Here is an 18842-nt window from a genome sequence, read left to right on the forward strand (position 1 = left end):
AATTTGGGACAATAAAATAAAGAGATAAGCCAAGAAGTAAAAGGAATATAGGTGGTCAAATTGAGCGTACAGGGTATGTGAAATGTTTGATACATTTACATAGTATGGCTGACATTCATGCATTGCCTAGGTGAAATATAAGCCGAGTTCTGTTTATGTAGCTATTTATCTGGAGTAAATGTTACCATTTACTTCGTGCGATTTACCCGAGTAGATATGAGAAAAACATAAAATCTACTTCTATTTAATCTTGCTCCTAGTGTTGGTTACTTGACTACCAATGTTGCCATTGTTATGGTGTGCTCTTACCACACCTTTTCACCCTTACCTAATAATATTTAGGCGGTAATTTTCTGTAGCCCTATAACTGGAGTTACCTCCGGCGGGCGTTACCCGTCACTACCTTTTCTTGGAGCTCGGACTTTCCTCTGCTGTGTTTATCACACAACAGCAGCTACTTATTGCACCTAGGAATTATACTTTAACATTAAAATCATAAAAGCAAAAGAAAATTTCCTAACAGTCTACATACTAAAAACATTCAGACAAATAGCTAAAGGTGATATTCCGGTACATCATCGCTATCCCAAGATAAGCTTTTTTCACTTTTAGACTCTAGCTCAGTCAGTCAAGATCCTGGTCCACCGCTTGAAGACGATGAGCTACTTCTTGACCGACTACTACTCTCCACCGATATACTGTTTAGCACTGTTTCAGATTGATCCATAGTTCGCATAGATATATGTCTCATTCTGTTATTAGCGATAAAAATTTCTTCATCGCTATTGCCACTTGAAGATGATCGCCTTCTATCATTGAAATTAGTTAGTTCTAACACAGGGGCAGAATTACGACCCTTAACATATTTGTATGTTATGAATCCTATAATTCCAGCAATACTTATTATCGCTCCAACCAAAGACCCACCTATCATTCCTGCCCTATTAGACTCTATAGCAAGCTGAGCGGGCTGTGGTGAAGGAGTAGTTTGAGGAAGTAAAGTTGTAGTGAACAAAGGAGTTGTTACCTTTGTTCCAGTATTTGATATAGTGGACACTGTTTGTATAGTTGCCTCTGAGTTTGTTGTTGGCACATTAGTTGGCATTGTAGTAATCATAGTCGCTTGTGAGGTCGCAATAGTTTCAGCTACTGTTGTTGATTCTGATGCCGTACTCATCTTAGTTGTTAATTCTGTTAAAGGCCTACTCATCGTAGTACTGCTTGCTGTAAAAGTTGACTCAACAGTCGCTGCTGTAGATTTTACAGTACTTGTCTCAGTTTCCGAAGGCACACTAGTTGACGTTGTAGCAACTGTGGTCGCTTGTGGAGTAGTAGTTGTTTTTGCTACTGTTGTTGGCCCCACTGTTACTGTACTTGTTTGAATTGTTGACTCTGTTGAAGGCCTACTCGTTGTAGAAGTAGGTGCAGTGGTAGTTGATGCTACTGTTGTTGACTCCACTGTTACTGTACTTGCCTGAGTTGTTGACTCTGTTGAAGATTTACTCATTATGGAAGTTGGTACAATGATAGTTGATGCTTCTGTTGTTAATTTGGTAGTCTTTACAGTGTCGGTTTCTGTTGTGCTAGTAATTGCAGCAGTCGTCGTTTTCTTAGAAGTCACAACCGTCTCTGTAACAGTTATAGGAGCCACAGTACTGCTGGAAATAATACTAGGCATCAATTGGCCGTTAATGATATTAACAAAATCACTGAGAGCTTTGATACTGCTTGTCGGTATTATCGTTGCTTCAGAAGATTTTCCAGAGCTCTCTCTATTAAAAGTTATAATACTCTCTCCACTTACCGCAGTGACGATAAAACCTCCTTGACCATTGTCTTTAACATACAATTGTTCTATAGGATCTTCACATTCACAAACAGTAAAATTTGATTTTGGTCCTCTCTTAGCAAGCCTTGCTAAATGCAATTCTTGCGTATTAGAAGATTGTTTTTTCGCAAGAAAAGCAACTAAATCATCACCTTCAGTTCGTCTTACATACTGTAAAAAGTTTATTTTTCCTGGATTATAGATAGTAGATGGTGCTATATTTAATTGGCCGCTTTTATTACCAAGCAAAAAGTCATTAGCTCCCTTTCTATCTTTCAGATTCTGAACTACTTCAGCCACATCAAATTTAAAAATGTTTGTTCTTACTTCTTGATTTTTAGTAATCTTTCTCATCTGTGCATAAAGCATCGTATTTTCATCTAGTACTAATTGCCCTGGATTGTCAAATTTGAATAATTTTCTTTCTATAATACCTGCTTTTCCAGGTAAAGCTCTGAACTTTCCATCTACTTTTAATTCTAAGTACCAAGAAACTAAAATTTGATCCTTTAAGTTATGAGCAATTACAATGACATTACCATTACCAACTTTTACTGCTTTTGGTTGAAAGTAACTATTGTCTTCATTTGCAAGATTATTTATATCAATGTTCTTGTACAATTTTACTTTTCCTACGTATTCAACTAAGGGAACATTAGTTGAATGCTTGATTTCGTAAGTGTTGAATGTTAAGCCTTTGATGCACTTTTCTTTTTTGTTAATTTCTTCTGTAGGAAAGATAACTCCAACTTTATCTACTTCAGCTGAATTTTCTATTAGTGTGGGAGATAATTGGCCCTTAAATTCATTTGCTACGTTAACACCTGTATCACACTCGTATGTTTTTGATTGATATAGTGAGCTAATAAGTAACTTTACTCTACTGCTTCCATTGCCGTTATCTTGATAGCTGAGTCCATAAGTAACTCCATTTCCTTCAATCAACCCTACGTTTACTGGGTTAAAACCTATCGCTTCTTTAACTTTCAGTGTAGTTGTATTAACTCTAAATAATCTACTTAATATAGAAATAATTATATTTAAAATTTTAATAAAACGCTATTATGATTATTTCTATATGTAACGTCAATAAAATTTTAACTAAAATTAAGAAATTAATACCTTTATAATCTGCAAAGCGAAATATGGAAAATGAGTAGCAGTAAAGAATTCACAAATTGAATGCACCCACTCTACAGATATAATATTGTAGAGCTCAAAAAACCAACAATTGCAATTGTTAACTCTTCAAGTATAATTTGTTGAGATTTACACGAACTTTATTAGATGAAAGAGAAAGAAGAGCAGTTTAGTTTTACATCAGACAACCTCAGAAAAGCGAAAAAGTCTATAGAGATGTATCCTAAAGGTAGAGAAGGTAGTGCCGTCATGCCTTTACTATACCTGGTTCAAGAACAATGCGGATGGGTTCCTGAATCTGCCATGCGCTACGTTGCTGACATGCTTCATATTCCACATATTCGCGTGTATGAAGTGGCAAATTTTTATACCATGTATAATTTAAAACCAGTAGGTAAATATCTCATACAAATTTGTAGAACAACTCCTTGCTGGTTGTGCAATAGCGAAGAAGTGTTAAATACCTTTAAAAAGAAACTAGGAATCAATATCGGTGAAACTACTAAAGATAATCTATTTACTTTAAAGGAAGTTGAATGTCTTGGTGCATGCGTTAATGCCCCTGTGGTGCAGATCAATAATGACTTTTATGAAAACCTCACTCCTGAAAAAGTGGAAAATATCATAGCAGAACTTTCAAGTAAATAGATGGAAAAGTTCTCGTTTAGGATAACTAAGCAATCAGGTTCTGCAAGAGTTGGAACGATCAAAATTCCAAATGGAAGTATAGAAACACCAGCATTTATATTTTGTGCAACCAAAGCTGCTATTAAAGCTGCAGATATCGAGAGAATCAGAGAAGCAGGTACTCAGATAATACTTTCCAACACCTATCACCTAATGCTCCAACCGGGAGAGGATACTGTGGCAAAGCTTGGTGGCTTGCACAAGATGATGGGATGGAGTGGGCCAATGCTCACTGATTCTGGTGGATACCAGATATTTAGTTTAGGGCACGGGTCAGTTTCGGAAGAAATAAAGGGAATAAGACAGAAGCAAAAAACTCTGATCAAAATTAACGAGGATGGGGCAATTTTTCGTTCTTACATAAATGGTAAAACTTATTGTCTAACTCCTGAAAAGTCGATACAAATTCAACAAAAATTAGGTGCAGATTTAATCCTAGTTTTAGATGAATGTACTCCATTCCATGTCAGTAAAGAATACACAAGAAAATCAATGCTCATGAGCCATAGATGGGCTGAACGTTCTTTAAATAAGTTTGAAAAAAATAATGATGGCAAACAGGCGCTTTATGGAATTAGTCAAGGCGGAGTGTATCAAGATTTGCGTAGAGAAAGTTGTGATTTTATCAACGATTTGCCATTTTTTGGTCAAGCAATAGGTGGATCACTTGGTCAAAGTAAAGAGCAGATGTATGATGTAGTTTCCTTTACTATGGAACATTTAAAAAAAGATAGGCCTACTCATTTGCTTGGTATTGGTGGAATTGTAGACATTTTTCGTGGAGTAGAGCTTGGAGTTGATACATTTGATTGCGTGCATCCAACTCGCCTCGCAAGACATGGTGGCGCGCTTGTTAAAGTAAAAAACAGAGATTCTATTTCTTCAAAGCGTAAAGAGCATATTAATTTGCGAAATCAACGATTCGAACTAGATGATAACCCAATTGAAAATGACTGTTTGTGCTTTACTTGCAGAAAACATTCAAGAGCCTATATACACCATCTACTGAAAGCTAAAGAGTTGCTGGCTTATACACTCGTTACCATTCACAATGTTTTCTTCATGAATAAGTTGATGGAATCAATAAGACAAGCAATATTGAATGATAGGCTAGATCAGGAAAAAAATAATTGGATTAGTGAAATACCGCTGCATTGTGAATTATATACCTAGTTCATATTTTGCACATGTGCGTTGCATTTTTTAATCTTCTTTAAAAACTTGACAGTACATTATATATACGGATATACTAGAAATATAATTTTTGTGAGGCATTTATGGTTAAAAATAAAGAAAAACATCAAATAGCGTTTTGCGTTTCAGCCTTTACACTCTTAGCTGGTTTATCATTAATCGCAACTGGAATTGCAGTGGGTACTGTACCTGCTATAGCTTCTTGTTTAGTGATAGGAGGAGTTTTAACTGCCTTGTCTATTGTGCAATCAGTAGAAAGCTATTTATTTTTACAAAACAGCGAAAAAACTTTCAATAAAATGATTAGTGGTATACGCGATGAACCAGAAAGCAAACTTTTTATAGAAAGGATTTTGCAACCATTCATTGAACTTTTTAGTGAGCATAAGCAACATAACTAAAGTACACTAAGCATAGAAACCACTTTATCGTAACTTGGCAGTGAATTAATTTCTCCAATCGCAGCTAAAGTAATTTTTTCATGCTGAGATAGCAATTCTTCTGCTGCTTTTTTTATATCGTAAATAGTAACAGCACTAATTTTTTCTATTAATTCGTTTTTACTGATGTATTTATTATAGTTACCGTAGTAGTGTCCTAATGTTTCAGCACGTGAGCTAACACTTTCGCGTGACATTAAAATTTGAGATTTTACTCGTTCTTTTACTCTATTTACTTCTTCTTCCTTTAAATCATCTGTAGACAATTTCTTTAGCTCTGTCGTTATGGATTTTAAAAGCTTATCTAGATTACTACTATCTGTACCAGCAAAAATCGAAAGCATTCCCGTATCAGCATAGCTAGAGTTGAATGAGTAAATGGAGTAAGCAAGACCCTGCTTTTCTCTTACTTCCTGAAACAGGCGTGATGACATGCCACTTCCCAGTATAGAATCAAGCACTTTAAATGTGTGATATTTATTATCATCACGGGAAACACTAGGTAGCCCAATTAACAAGTGCACCTGATCTAATTTACGATGCTCTCGATACTCACCACTGGTATAACCTGCATTCTCGCTTTTTTTCAGCTCTTTTGAATGAATCTTTGAGAGAAAGTCTTTGATTAATTGAACAACTTCCTCATGCTCAACATTTCCTGCAGCAGCAAATATCATATTTCCGCCAAAGTAATGCTCCTTTATGTAGTTATTCAGATCTTCTCGAGTAAAAGATTTGACAGTATCTTGCGTGCCCAGGATTGATCTACCAAATGGTTGATCTTTATAAGCTGCTTCAAAATACTTATCAAAAATGATATCGCTCGGTGAATCATTAGTTTGAAAAATCTCTTGTATTACAACACCCTTTTCGCGTTCCAATTCATCCTCTGGAAATGTAGAATTCATTAATATATCTATTAATATATCAATGCCAGTTTTTATATCTTTTTTAAGAACCTTTGCATAATAACTGGTGCTTTCTCTACCGGTGCAGGCATTGAAGGCTCCACCTATATCGTCAAAAGCTTTTGCAATTTCAAAAGCAGTTCTTGTCTTTGTTCCTTTGAAAGCCATGTGCTCTAGGAAATGAGATATTCCATTTTGACTTGCACTTTCAGCTCTACTGCCAACACCAACTCGTATATTTAAAGCTACGGAATCAACTTCATGCACTCTCTCAGTTATTATGCGCAGACCATTATCTAGTTTTGTTACTTGTGGTATATTCATCTTATATATTCTTCTTTAAATTCTCTTCTACAAAATCCCAATTGATCAAATGATCAAGAAAAACTTTTATGTAGTCAATTCTGCGATTTTGGCAATCCAAATAGTATGCATGCTCCCATACATCCATAGTAAGTAGTGGCACCTGGCCATAAATTAGCGGTAGATCCGCATTTGGAGTTTTAGTGATTTTGAGTTTTCCTTTTTCAAGCACTAACCACACCCATCCACTACCAAATTGGCTTACTCCATAATTTGAAAATTCTTCACAAAATTTGTCAAAGCCACCAATATCATCTTGAATTTTTTTTGCTAGAAGACCATCATCTTTAGGTTTACCACCACCATTTTTTTTCATTGAATTCCAATAAAAAGTGTGATTCCAAACTTGTGCTACATTGTTAAAAATAGGAACTGTATTATTATTTCCATGAACTTTCGTTACTAATTCCTCAATTTCCATATGTTGATAATCTGTGTTTTCAACCAGTTCGTTGAGTTTATTTAAATATCCCTTATGGTGCTTATCATAATGAAAATTCAATGTATTTGCAGATATGTAAGGTTCTAAAGCTGCTTTATCATATGGCAACTCAGGTAAAGTAAAACTCATGCTGACCTCTTTATTTTCGATGGTATGTTAATATGTGCTTTTGCGCAACACATAATTTGTAAGATGTTTATTGCAGTTATTCTAAAATGAACTATACTGACAAGGTAATTATTTTTTATTTTTAGAGGGGTAATATGTCAAGTTTATTCAAGAATTTTAGTAGATATGCTAAGTTCGGAGATATTCCTAGAAAAAGCGTTGAAGGTAACGAAGTTCCACAAAATAGTTTCTATAAGTCCGTTTATTATATTAATAGTGTTATTGAGCCAGTGAAAAATGTAGCTTTTGGTAGTTTGAGGTGTCATTCTCTGACTTATCTTACTACTTATACATTAGCTAATATAGCCCTACAACCTTTATATATCTAGCATTGGCGTATCTATCATATTGGCCGGCAAAAGGATTGGCGAAAGTAGTAGGTAGCTATGATTTTGCAGAAAATACAAAATCATTGATAGATTATTCATCCATGTTGTCACTTAAGGCATGGAACCATAGTGGAGCATTATCTGAATTTGTTAATGCAGTTTTGGATTATGCTGTTAGTGCTGTTATCTGGGCTGCTGCGCTCGTTGTTACACCACTCGTTTGGACTATTGATAAAGTGGCAAGTAAATTTAGTGATGCAAACGCTGAAGGTGTTGGTGGTCCTTCTTTTTCAAAATAGATAAACTATCAGGTTTATGTGAAACCATTGTATCTGTGTGGCAAAATAAAGTAGACGAGATAAAGACACCTATAGAAGCAAGAGGATGTCATGCAAGTAGCTGACACTGGCATCCCGATACAATGTTGAACACTTTTTTTTGCCTTTCGAGAGTAAGTTCTTTCAATCGAAACACTATATGTACGTTATCATCGTCAATTTCAATGCGTTGAACTAACTTTCTTATTATATCAAGTTTAGTTTCATAGTCTGCTTGATTAAGCTCTCTCAGAGGAAAAACTTTCTACACTGTTTGTGATAAAATCTAATTCTCTCTGTAGACTCTTTTCATCGATAGCTTCTTCCCTTTGATCTCTGATTCCTTTAACTCCTTTTCCATGCTCTCAACTTCTAAGTCATACTTTTCCTTCGTTATATGACCCCTTGCATATACATAAGCTAATTTTTCTATACCTTGTTCTATTTTACTTGCACGCTTTTCAAGTTAATCCTTTGCTTGCGTACTTTCATGTTTTACGAGTCTGAGCTGATATTCCTTAGTCATTGCCTCTGGTTCTTTGAGTACCATCTTCATTTCTTTCCATACTGCTTCTTCTAGTATATCAACTCGTATTGATTTGCTGTTACACACCGTATTCCCACCAAAACGAATTGATTTTTTCTTTCAGTCCTCGGAAAAATCTTACTTAGCTTAGCTATAGATGTTTACAAAAGAAATTCAAGTGAGTGAAGAAAGAAAAATTATTTTTGCAATACCGTAGGTACGCTCCACAATTATATTGAAGTTTTTATTGCACTCAAAACCTTCATTTTTCCTCATTTCTAGAATTATTAACGCATTATCATTTAACCAGCCTGAGTGAGCTAACTCGTCTAAAGTTGAGTTAACCAGATTGATATTATAAGGTGGGTCCATAAAAACTATATCGCACTTTGAAATAGGTCTTGGTAATCCGTTAGCATTGCAACAAATTAACGTGATATCGTTCGTAATTCCAAAATCTTCTGCTGTTTTTTTAGGCAGTTGCAAATTGTAATAATCTGAATCTACCATGAATGCATGTTTAGCACCTCGAGAAAGTGCTTCAAATGAAAAAGAGCCACTTCCGCAGAATAAATCAAGTACATTTAGGTTATAAATAGGTTTTCTTGAAGAAAGTATACTAAATATTGCTTCTCGGACACTACTCATAGTGGGCCGTGCAGCTAAATTCTTGCCTGTAGTTATTTTTCTTCCACGATATTTACCCGCAATAACACGTAACATATAAAACAAGTTCGAAGTTAACTAATTATTTATAATACACATTTAATGTCAACATAGCTTCAGCAGTCTAATAGAAAGAAGGTTGCTTGTGGAGGAACGCAAGATCAATCGCTTTTCTTTGATTTATTCTCTATACTGATTGCACGACCAATCTCGTCTTGTAAATCATCATGGTTGTTTTTTTCATCATGACCCATCCCTTCAATTCTACTTTCTAACTCTAACTTAATTAAAGTATTGATTTTCTCTATACTATCGAGGAAATTGTGACACTCTTCATCACTATATTCCTCACCAGATGCTTTTTTTTCTATAAATAGACTTTTGAACCCTATTAGATCAGAACTCTGATCGGCATTCAACACAATATTTCTCTCTATAAAACTAAGATCTGATAGTAACAAACTAACCTCTAATAGATCTTCACTTTCAATGTTTGCAAGATTATCAAGATCGTCTAAAATAGAGAACATCTTAAGCTCCTTCTGTGCAATTTCTTTGTCTTCTTTGTCAAATTCTGACGATAGCCCTTTATCATCTATAAGTCTCTCATTCAGAGCTTTATTTAGCTTTGAAAGACTAACATCACCTTGCTTAGTGCTATCTAGTAACAAATCTACCCTCGCTCTGCGCGCATTTAAAACATCATTGTAATCGTTTAACTTGATATTACCATCTTCGTCTTGCTGAAGACCATAATAACTTAGTCCTTTAAAATTAAGATTCCTCGTCATTATCACCTCTGCTATCAGCTCTTTCACTACCCTCACGTTCTCTGTCTTCTCCAAAAAGTGATGAGGTATCATAACTTTTGTCTTCCTGATCTCTTTCTTCTTTTCTTCTAGCTCTTTCAGCACGTTTTTCTATCGCTTCTGAAGTATTCATCTCAAAAAGTGATAAAGGACTGTAAACCTCATTTTGCTTTCTTCTTCCTTCTCTTTCAGTACGCTTTTCCATACCTTCAAAAACAGACCCAAAATCATCAACATCATTCTGATCTCTTTCTTCTTTTTTTCTAGCTCTTTCGGCACGTCTTTCTATAGCTTCTGTAGTGTTTTTTAAATTTTCTGGTTCCGTGCCTAAATTTCGTGTCACTTCATTTGATTGATCAGGCTTATCTTCTTCTGTTGTCTGATCATGCTGTAGTTGATTAGGCTTGTCTTCTTGTTCTGTGCTTAGTTCTCGTACTACCTTATCTGGCTGACCTCCCCCTCGTAGTCGAAGAGGGTCGCCTTCTTCTAGTGACTGATCATGGTTATCTCTTACTAGTTCCGTGCCTAACTCTCGTTCTACCTTATTTGATTGATCAGGATTGTCTTTTTCTGGTTCTCTCTTACGGCCGATAGTGTAATCATGAAGCTTCTCAAGAAATTCCCGTCTATATGTTTTTGCTCTATAGAGTAGATTATGCTGGTAACCATCCTTTTCTCCTGTAGCAGGGTTAATTCCTATAGAGTCGAGACCATGTTCCCAAGTAAACTTCATAGCATCTTCTATTGTATAGCCCAAATGTGATCCTACATATCCTTTATAATATTCTAAATATTTATCAATTCTTCTATGTGCAATATCTTCTTTATCAATTCCAAACGCCCTGTAGATTTTTTCCTCAAGCTTATCAACATCATTTTTAGGTGATGTTGCAAATTTTGTTGCTTCAATAGTAGCACCTACAAGCTTACGTGGCACATTAATAGCATATTTCAGCACACCCCCAACTCCTGGTATTCTACCTAGCAAATTAGCTGTACCTCCAGCTAATCTGTCCGGTACATGAGTAGCCCAATTACCTAAAGACTCTAGCCCTCCACCAATTTTATCTTGCATCTGTTGTTTTAATCCCTGCATTAAACCAGTCACAGGTGATGCTTGATACATACTAGATATATTGTAAACACCAAACCCACCACCGGCAATGCTTGAGCCCATCTGTTGTACAAACTCCTTCAAAGAAAACATCAAAAACGAAAGCAAGAACAATACAAAGATCTCTCCTGCGTTGATTAAATAACCTCTCTGTATGTCTTGCACCCTTTGGTAATCACTATTTTCTTTATAATTTTTGCAATCCTCACAATCTTTACATTTCTGACAGTATTCACTGTTGGGATCCTTATATAAATCATGAAGTTTCAGTATTCTACAACCTTGTTTTTTTATCGCACTCCGCACTAAAGATCTTATTTCATTAATTATTTCCCTATAACTATTGCATTTATTTATATCTTGACAGTAGCGTTTTATTATTTCACTAACATCACCTATCCTTTTCTCTATATTGTTGATCAGTAATATAATGTCAGCCCTCTCTGATGCATGAGATAAACTATTTGTTAAGCGTACTAGATCTTTTGCACTACAGCCATTACTAACTATCATATCACTTTCCGCAATATAGTGGTCTGCTGGATTATCTTTAGTTCCAGGAATTGGATTAAAGAAAGGATAATCTATATAACGAAAACCTTTATTAATGTAATCTGGTGGAAGAGGGATATATCCAGCGCCACCAGTAAACTTTACTGTACCACCTATTCTGCTTAGTTTTTCTATACCTTCTATATTCTTATCTACGTTCAATGTAGAAGCCTCTCCAATAGCATAAGGTACAAAAATTTGCCCTGGAGTCCAGCTAAAGTATTCTTTATCAATTATACAAAAACCACCAAATACCCATTTTGGAGCACATAACTTTATTTCAAGCCATTTATTATAGCACACAGTAAAGCCTAACTGTTTATAAAAGGTATTCATTATCATCGCAGCAAGTAATGACAGCAGGGTAAATATCATAATTGATTGCAAACAGAAACTAATACAGAATTTTATCCAACCCTCAAATAGACTTTTCAGTGGTGAAAATAAAATAGAGATTAGGAATAGCGGCATTATAGCTACAAGAAAAGCTATACCCATAAAACCAGAAAGGAATATTATGTAAGCATACATACACAGCAGGAAATATAAGACAATCCCTATAAAAATTGCCGGTATCATAAGGAGACTTGCCCACATTTGATAATGTAAAAATGCTGCAAACTTTTTCCAAACAGAGTAAGCAAAAAACTTATTAAACATATCCTCCATGAAGCTAAACAATTTAGCTTCATTTCCTTGAGCAACGTTTGAATTACCTCCGGTGTTCATGTTGGGAGCAAAATTAGTAATTATGCTTATCAATTGTTCAAGACCTTTAACAAATAAAACAAGAAAATGATCATAGAAAAATCTAAAACTTCCAGGAGATATAAGCACTATTACTAGAGTGATTTTCATCATTCTGATGAGCATATCATGCTTAGTTTCTCTTATCATTCCAAAAAGATAAAGAAGCGATGAAATCACTATAAATAGAACAAGCAAGGAAAGAACAAAATTGTGAAAGCTCGTACTTTTTTCAGCTATATTTTCGAACATCGCCTGTGCAGCTGCAGGATCATTGCTATCAAAATGCTTTTTACAATTTTCGTTAATCAATAATACACATTTTAGATAGTTATAAATGTAATCAAAAAATCCAAAGTTACTTGGTTTCTGCACTCCGCTCAAAAATTCAAAAGAGTAGCCACCTGCATTATCTAGATAATATCTATCTAATATCTTTACATATATTTTCCATCCTTTTTCTAACCTCACCGTATTACAACTCCTGTCCTGTAATGTGGTGTTATCTCTGTCTAAAGTAAAAAGCCCACTTCCATCTTCCGCTACGGAATTGTAACCTAGATGTACAGTAGGAGACTCAGGGTTACGCATGGATTTTAAATTTTCGTTAGGACTAGAATCGCTAGGCCTTTTAAATAAAAGATAAGCACCATGGCCGTTAGTAAACCAACATGGAGCACCACGTGATACTGTATTTGCGCTATCATCTTCATTAATGCACTTGCACTTTACAGTGCAACTTTCTTTAGGCTTACTTGAAAATTTTTGTATGCTAGGTTTATAATCATTACAAACTAAGTGAAAGTCAGGCAGACTGTTTTCACCTTTCCCTCTTTCAAATTTGGTTGCATATTTTAACTGCTCCAAACTTTCCAAACTATAACTACTTTGAGATTTCTTCTTATTACTATTGCTCCAAGATGTCCATGCACCATTTACTCGTACTACTAAACTATCTCCATTGGTTTCAAGGCCGGTATCCTTCCACTTCACTACTTGATTAGGGTGAAAACCATAATTGATTTCTCCGGTTTCAGGATCAATAGGTTCTCCACTTTCACCTTCTGGAAAAAACGCATCATGACCGATTGGAAAATGAGCACCAATTGCAATGGGTTCAGGACCAAAATAATCAGCAGATATGCACCTTGGAAAAGGCATATCATTCTTACTACAACCTGTAACCAGAACACAGATTACCAAAATTAATAACCTAAACCAACATTTGCCTAAGCGTGATTGCATACCTAAACTTTTTCCAATACAGAATAAATTTCTAAAACCTTACTTCAAATATCTTTTTAATTAGTTACTCCATATATCTCATCAATCTTCCTTGACTTGTCCTTTTGTTTTATCAGAATCCTTTTGCTTATCTGGCTGGCTTAGTGTTTCAGATTTGCTCATTTCTCTGCCAGCACTCCCTTTCCCATCTGCTTGCTTTGGTGTATCAGGCAATTTAGCTTCAATTTTGCTACGATCTTTACTCATTCCCTGCTTGATGTTATGTATCATATTTTGGGTTCTATCATCAAGGCCAACAGTTGACAGCATAGCTTGTGATGCGCTCCTAGAAATATGACTAACACTTTGAGCAACTCCATAACCAGAGCTGAACAACGCCTGCGCCATAGTTTCTGATATAGAAACAAAAGCTTCCATTGCACTAGCAATGATGAGATATATAAATGCCTGGATTAGATCTATAGGTAATGCTGCAAAGTGCCCACCAGCCCTTTCTCCAGTACTGAGCGCAACATCAACACTAGTACCAGGACTATACCCAAGAGGTAATATTGATTTCATAAGACACAGATCATACGATAAAAAATTTACACTAATTAAGCATTGATAGCATGCAGAAAAATTTGTGAGGTTGTATAGAACTAAATACATTAACTGGTTTAAAAGAGACAAGGATGAAAATAAAATGACTGGTTGCAATGAAACATGAGCCAGCGTTTTTATCCAATTATCAAATAATGTTTTAGTTTGTTGAAATAGAATAAATACGATAAATAAAGGTGCCAATGACAATAAAAATGCCACTAAAACAGTAGATATTACATACTTAAACGTAGCACTAATAATGCATCTTAAAAACACAAAAGTAGCATAAAGTATTGCCAAAAATGCAATAAAGCCAAAAGGTCCTGATAGCATTAAAGATAAAAATTTCAGCCATGTTTCTCCTGTAAATAATACTCCGGCTGTTAAATCTAAGAATGCAAATTTTTTACCTCCTTCTCCTATATAGCCAGAAAAACTATCAACTAAATAAATGCTACCCTCAACAAAAAGCCCAGACAAAGTTGTACCAAAGAATTCCCAACTTCTATCACTAAAAGCAAAAGCTATAAATGCTATTTTGAATATTCTTATAATAAAATCGAATTTACTTAATTGTATTGTTCCAAGCATATAGCCAACAACAGTAAATATAACGTATAGAATAAGCAAAGCTCTTATTCCTTGTAGAAGCCCATTTCTATATCCTTCATATGGAATTTTAATTCCTTCTTCACTCCCGTCTGTTATGAAATCAAAAATCTTGTTTACAGTTGATGAAATAAAATCGTTTATTTTTCTTTTTAAAAATAAATTTACTGTGTATTTGTTATCTTCATAATATTTGCTATCTTTGTCCGTAATATCATCTTTCTCTACGTTTTCTACATTAATACCAAAATATATTTTCTTAGACTCTTCATTTACCAAATGACTTCCATCTATTATGTAATAGTCTACATTATCCTCTGTTATTTTATCCAACCTCTTTACTTTTTTGAAATCATTAGTCTTTCGAGCAGATGGATCCCTTGGCGGATTATCACCTAAGTACACATACAATTTTTTACCACCATCAAAGTTACATGATCTAGTTACTTCAACATGATATCCACCTCTATGAAGTTGGTAGTTGCCATTACTTGCTATAGCAAGCATCACACTACTACCAGGTGTTATACCTTTTATTTTATAATCATGATTTAATCTCAGAGAGTAATCTTCAAATTTATAATTAATCTGTGAACATACATTATCTCCTTTCGCACCTTTCTCATTTGGAAAACATTGAATACCTTTAGCAGTATCCTGATCATCAAAATCGCCAATTTTTGCAACAAGAGCTTCGGCCCAAGAAATATCTCCTCTGTCCTCTTTGAAGTTTAATTTAGAATTTGATATTAAATTAATGTCAATCTGCTTAGAATCCCTCTTATTTTCTTCAATCTTTTTTAGTTCATCCTCAATACGTTTAAGGTGAGAATACATGTCACATGTATTTCCTTTATCATACTTCTCATACCTTATAGAAGAGACGCAATTCTCCCCTATACCTTTTGCGTTGTAACATATATTCTGATAGTAACAATTAAGTTCATAAGAACTGTATTTGTTCAGCTCATTAAAATCACACCTTTTCCCATTACATAATTCATTCAGTCCTATTTTAGTTCGTCGTAGATCTAACAACGCACCATTTATCCATGAATTTTGAATATAATCCTTATTAAAATGTACCTTATTATCATATGGAGTGTAGCCATTGCCAACTAGCACTCTTCTTTTATTCATTTCTTCTTTATTCAGCGGCGGAAATTCTACTACAGTTCTTTTACCACTTTCTCCACAAAAGAACTTTCCTCCGTTTAGCATGTCTCTTATTGTAGCTCTATCTTTTTCATCCCCTTTTTCAGTTCTATAGCAATTATCATCAAAACTGATACCTTTTCCTTGTGGATTGTCATAATCAATCGTTATCTCTCTGGGAACTAAGCTAAAGCTTAACTTATCACCAGGATTTGCTTTAATTCCAGTATCTACATAACGTCTATTGCTATAGAATTCATTATTTCCAAAGCCTATATCCCCACATATTTCTCGTTCATCAAGACTAGCATTATCAGTTAACTTATTACTGTAATTTGGTATTAAATCATTAGCACAAAATACAGCGGGCACAAGTACTCTCTTTGGATTTTTCCCTTCTTTAAGAGGACAAAAATTTACTGACCCACCAAGAGTAAATTTGATTTTCTCATCCTTGCTAATTACTTGACCAGAATCAACCCAATGAATTTTAACTCCTTCGCCAGCTTCACGAACTGGAACATCTATACTGACACTAGTATTTCTGCTCTGCAGCCCAGGTTCAACACAATCCATTGTGCAGCCAGTAATTACAAGACATAGTATCAATAATAATGATTTTCTGCTCATCATTGATTTCCTGTGTTTGTCGGTATTTTAGGTGCTGATCTTTGAGCTGATTGTGGTATTTGAGGTCTTCGACTTGGTGTACCAGATTGCTGACCTGCTCTTCTTTGGATACTTTGTTCATCTAAACCTACTGTTCCCATTAAGCTTTGCTGATATTGCCTTCCTGGTTCGCTTGCCACATAAACACCAAACAACGAATCAGATATTGTTGAAGATGCCTCAACTAAAGCTTTCATAGCATGTCCCAAAATCACAAAAGCCATCATAGCGGTGATATTAGGTGCATGTTTGGAAGCATAACCATAAATAATACAAGGATTAAAAATCTTTAAGTTAAGATTAAGTATACATGTAGGACAGACCTCAAAATTAAAGACCGAATACACAATATAATCCATAACCTGGCTTATTAATGATATAAAAATTAAAAGCACTACCGGATGAATTGCAAATCTTGCTAAATTTTTGACCCAATTGTGAAACATCTGTCTAGTATATCCAAATAGAAGGCAAATAATAAAAAGAGGCGCCAAGGAAAGCAATAATGCAACTATTGCTATAGATGTGATAAAAGAAAATAAGGCGTTAAACATCGATAAGCTCACTGTTATCAAACCCCAAATCACCAAGCAAAACGATACAATACCCAAAGGACCGGAGAATATAAGAGATACTATTAGTAACACTGAGTGTGCTGATAAAAACCTATTGAGCGGTAAATCAAGAAATTCAAACACATTTGATGTTGTACCTCTGAAATTTGCTATTTCTATTAACTGTTTTGGAGCATTAACAAAAATAGAAAATGCATTGTTATAAAAAAAACTCCAACTGTTATCGTTCAGCAATTGGGTAATAACTCCTATCTTTACACATATAATTAAAAATTCATATATAGAAGCATGAGACAATCCAAAAAAGTAATAAAGGGTGTATAAAACTATATATAATACTAATAACGACACTATTGTAGATCTGATGGTATTTGTTCTCTTTGATGCTACAAAACTTTGATAAAGAGACTTCACAGGGCTAGTATCAGAGTGAATCGCGTTAGTGTCTTTGTAGCTAGAACCGAAAAATGCAGTTTTTACTTTTTCATCAAAAAAATTATATATCGCACTAAAAGTTCTTACAGGTGGCTCTTTAGTTGTAAGGTTAATACTAAACTGACCCTCATTTTTCTTATAATCACAGCCATGATCTCTTATTCCGTAATATATAGTGCCACTCTTGTCTTTTAGCTTTTCTTTTAATCTTTCCATATACTCAGTATTATGAACTTCACTGATATCCACAGGTATATCCCCCAGAATTTCACCAGGATTGTGCTCAGGAAACTTATCAGAAACATGTATATATAAGTTGTTTTTTAGACTATGGTTCTTCGTTACTCTTATATTGAAACCACCCTTGCCCTTACCATCACCTAAACTAAAAGTTAACTCTGGTTTTGGATGGTTACGATCTATCTTATGATCACAGTTAATACATATACCGCCTCCTGGAATGTGTTCAAATTCCTCATTATCCATGTGAACACGTAATAGTGTAATGTCAGTTTTTACCCGTTTTTCCTTTAATACGTTATCAATAATTTCAGCAATAACAGATTCACCTCTAGAATTTAAAGTATTGAATATCTCACCTTCTATACTATTGTATTCAATATATACGCAACCTTTTTCTCCGCTGCCGAAAGAAAATTTACATATACGTCCACAGAGTAAATTTAAAATGCGCGTATCTATCTTACTTGCACTGCTCTCTGAAAGCTTGCTACAGTCTACATTTTCCCCTTGCTGTTTTATAGAGTCGATGACATTTCTAATTTCCTCTCTTTCACTTTGATCTAATTCTGAAGACCAGTACTCTTTTCCATTTAACCATTGTGCATTGCCTATTTCATATTTATTAGGACATATTTCACCTTGACACTTCTCTTGATTTAAAACATGTGAAAAATACTCCTTTTCCCCTTCACTGCAATTTTCGTCAATTTTTTTGCAGGTGACCATGCCATTATTGTTTTTACACATTTTACTTCCAACAACACTAAAGCTTATCGCATCGCCAGCTTTAAGCGCAAACGGTAATGTAACGTTTCTTACTCCAGGTTCAATTGCAAAATCTTTATATTGCGAACAAAAATTAACCTTATTAGGTACTATATTAATCTCTGTTACTTTTATTTTATCCGAAATATAGACTCCAGAATCAACCCATTTCTGCTCTGTTGACACTATATCCAATTTCTCACGCAAGCCTGATGAATCTTCTGGCTTAATACACCCGCACCCAGATAATAAAAAGAGTATCACAAAACTTATGCATAGCTTAACCAAATTTTGGTTGCTCAAATGTTCAAACATCTGTTACTCACCTGCG

Annotated in this window: 12 protein-coding genes, 1 other RNA gene and 1 pseudogene; 4 read left to right on the forward strand and 10 right to left on the reverse strand. The window is 34.7% G+C overall.

Features of this window, described 5'->3' with window-relative positions:
* Positions 1 to 122: 122 nt before the first annotated feature.
* An RNA gene (gene rnpB / locus ACQ4M0_RS03145) (RNase P RNA component class A) lies at positions 123 to 471 on the reverse strand.
* Positions 472 to 628: 157 nt separating this feature from the next.
* Complete coding sequence (locus ACQ4M0_RS03150) at positions 629 to 2860, reverse strand: hypothetical protein (RefSeq protein ID WP_438456667.1); 2232 nt, start codon at positions 2858 to 2860, stop codon at positions 629 to 631.
* 255 nt (positions 2861 to 3115) lie between these two features.
* On the opposite strand from ACQ4M0_RS03150, the gene nuoE reads away from it, so the two are divergent.
* The 3 genes from nuoE (at position 3116) to ACQ4M0_RS03165 (ending at position 5250) form a co-directional block, all read left to right on the forward strand.
* On the forward strand, positions 3116 to 3616 hold the full coding sequence (nuoE, locus tag ACQ4M0_RS03155; RefSeq protein WP_007302017.1) for an NADH-quinone oxidoreductase subunit NuoE: 501 nt from the start codon (positions 3116 to 3118) through the stop codon (positions 3614 to 3616).
* A complete protein-coding gene (gene tgt / locus ACQ4M0_RS03160; protein ID WP_438456211.1) occupies positions 3617 to 4828 on the forward strand; it encodes a tRNA guanosine(34) transglycosylase Tgt in 1212 nt (403 codons plus the stop codon).
* A 104-nt stretch (positions 4829 to 4932) separates the two neighbouring features.
* A complete protein-coding gene (locus ACQ4M0_RS03165) occupies positions 4933 to 5250 on the forward strand; it encodes a WD_0736 family protein (protein WP_052264788.1) in 318 nt (105 codons plus the stop codon).
* Here ACQ4M0_RS03165 and ACQ4M0_RS03170 read toward each other — a convergent pair.
* Both ACQ4M0_RS03170 and ACQ4M0_RS03175 read right to left on the reverse strand, forming a co-directional pair.
* Entirely contained in the window at positions 5247 to 6521 is a 1275-nt protein-coding gene (locus ACQ4M0_RS03170; protein ID WP_264684948.1) for a M16 family metallopeptidase, read from the reverse strand. The genes ACQ4M0_RS03165 and ACQ4M0_RS03170 overlap by 4 nt on opposite strands.
* Position 6522: 1 nt before the next feature.
* Entirely contained in the window at positions 6523 to 7131 is a 609-nt protein-coding gene (locus ACQ4M0_RS03175; protein WP_007302021.1) for a superoxide dismutase, read from the reverse strand.
* A gap of 134 nt (positions 7132 to 7265) precedes the next feature.
* On the opposite strand from ACQ4M0_RS03175, the pseudogene ACQ4M0_RS03180 reads away from it, so the two are divergent.
* Positions 7266 to 7798 (forward strand): annotated as a pseudogene (locus ACQ4M0_RS03180) (hypothetical protein).
* A gap of 484 nt (positions 7799 to 8282) precedes the next feature.
* Here the strand turns inward: ACQ4M0_RS03180 and ACQ4M0_RS03185 are convergent.
* From ACQ4M0_RS03185 to ACQ4M0_RS03210, 6 genes are all read right to left on the reverse strand, one after another.
* Positions 8283 to 8429, reverse strand: a complete 147-nt coding sequence (locus ACQ4M0_RS03185) for a hypothetical protein (RefSeq protein ID WP_164819305.1) — start codon at positions 8427 to 8429, stop codon at positions 8283 to 8285.
* A gap of 87 nt (positions 8430 to 8516) precedes the next feature.
* A complete protein-coding gene (gene rsmD / locus ACQ4M0_RS03190; RefSeq protein WP_007302024.1) occupies positions 8517 to 9065 on the reverse strand; it encodes a 16S rRNA (guanine(966)-N(2))-methyltransferase RsmD in 549 nt (182 codons plus the stop codon).
* 104 nt (positions 9066 to 9169) lie between these two features.
* Positions 9170 to 9799 (reverse strand): WD_0853 family protein, encoded by a 630-nt coding sequence (locus ACQ4M0_RS03195; RefSeq protein WP_019236666.1) that lies wholly within the window; start codon positions 9797 to 9799, stop codon positions 9170 to 9172.
* Positions 9783 to 13475, reverse strand: coding sequence for a type IV secretion system protein (locus ACQ4M0_RS03200; RefSeq protein ID WP_438456212.1), 3693 nt, complete (start codon positions 13473 to 13475; stop codon positions 9783 to 9785). The genes ACQ4M0_RS03195 and ACQ4M0_RS03200 overlap by 17 nt, the downstream gene beginning before the upstream one ends.
* Positions 13476 to 13556: 81 nt before the next feature.
* The gene (locus tag ACQ4M0_RS03205) at positions 13557 to 16457 is read right to left on the reverse strand and encodes a type IV secretion system protein (protein WP_438456213.1); all 2901 of its coding nucleotides are present in this window, start codon (positions 16455 to 16457) and stop codon (positions 13557 to 13559) included.
* The gene (locus tag ACQ4M0_RS03210; protein WP_438456214.1) at positions 16454 to 18826 is read right to left on the reverse strand and encodes a type IV secretion system protein; all 2373 of its coding nucleotides are present in this window, start codon (positions 18824 to 18826) and stop codon (positions 16454 to 16456) included. Before ACQ4M0_RS03210 ends, ACQ4M0_RS03205 begins: the two co-directional genes overlap by 4 nt.
* Between the last annotated feature and the right edge of the window lie 16 nt (positions 18827 to 18842).

Source organism: Wolbachia endosymbiont of Kerria lacca, from assembly GCF_051602725.1.
Classification (GTDB): Bacteria; Pseudomonadota; Alphaproteobacteria; order Rickettsiales; family Anaplasmataceae; genus Wolbachia.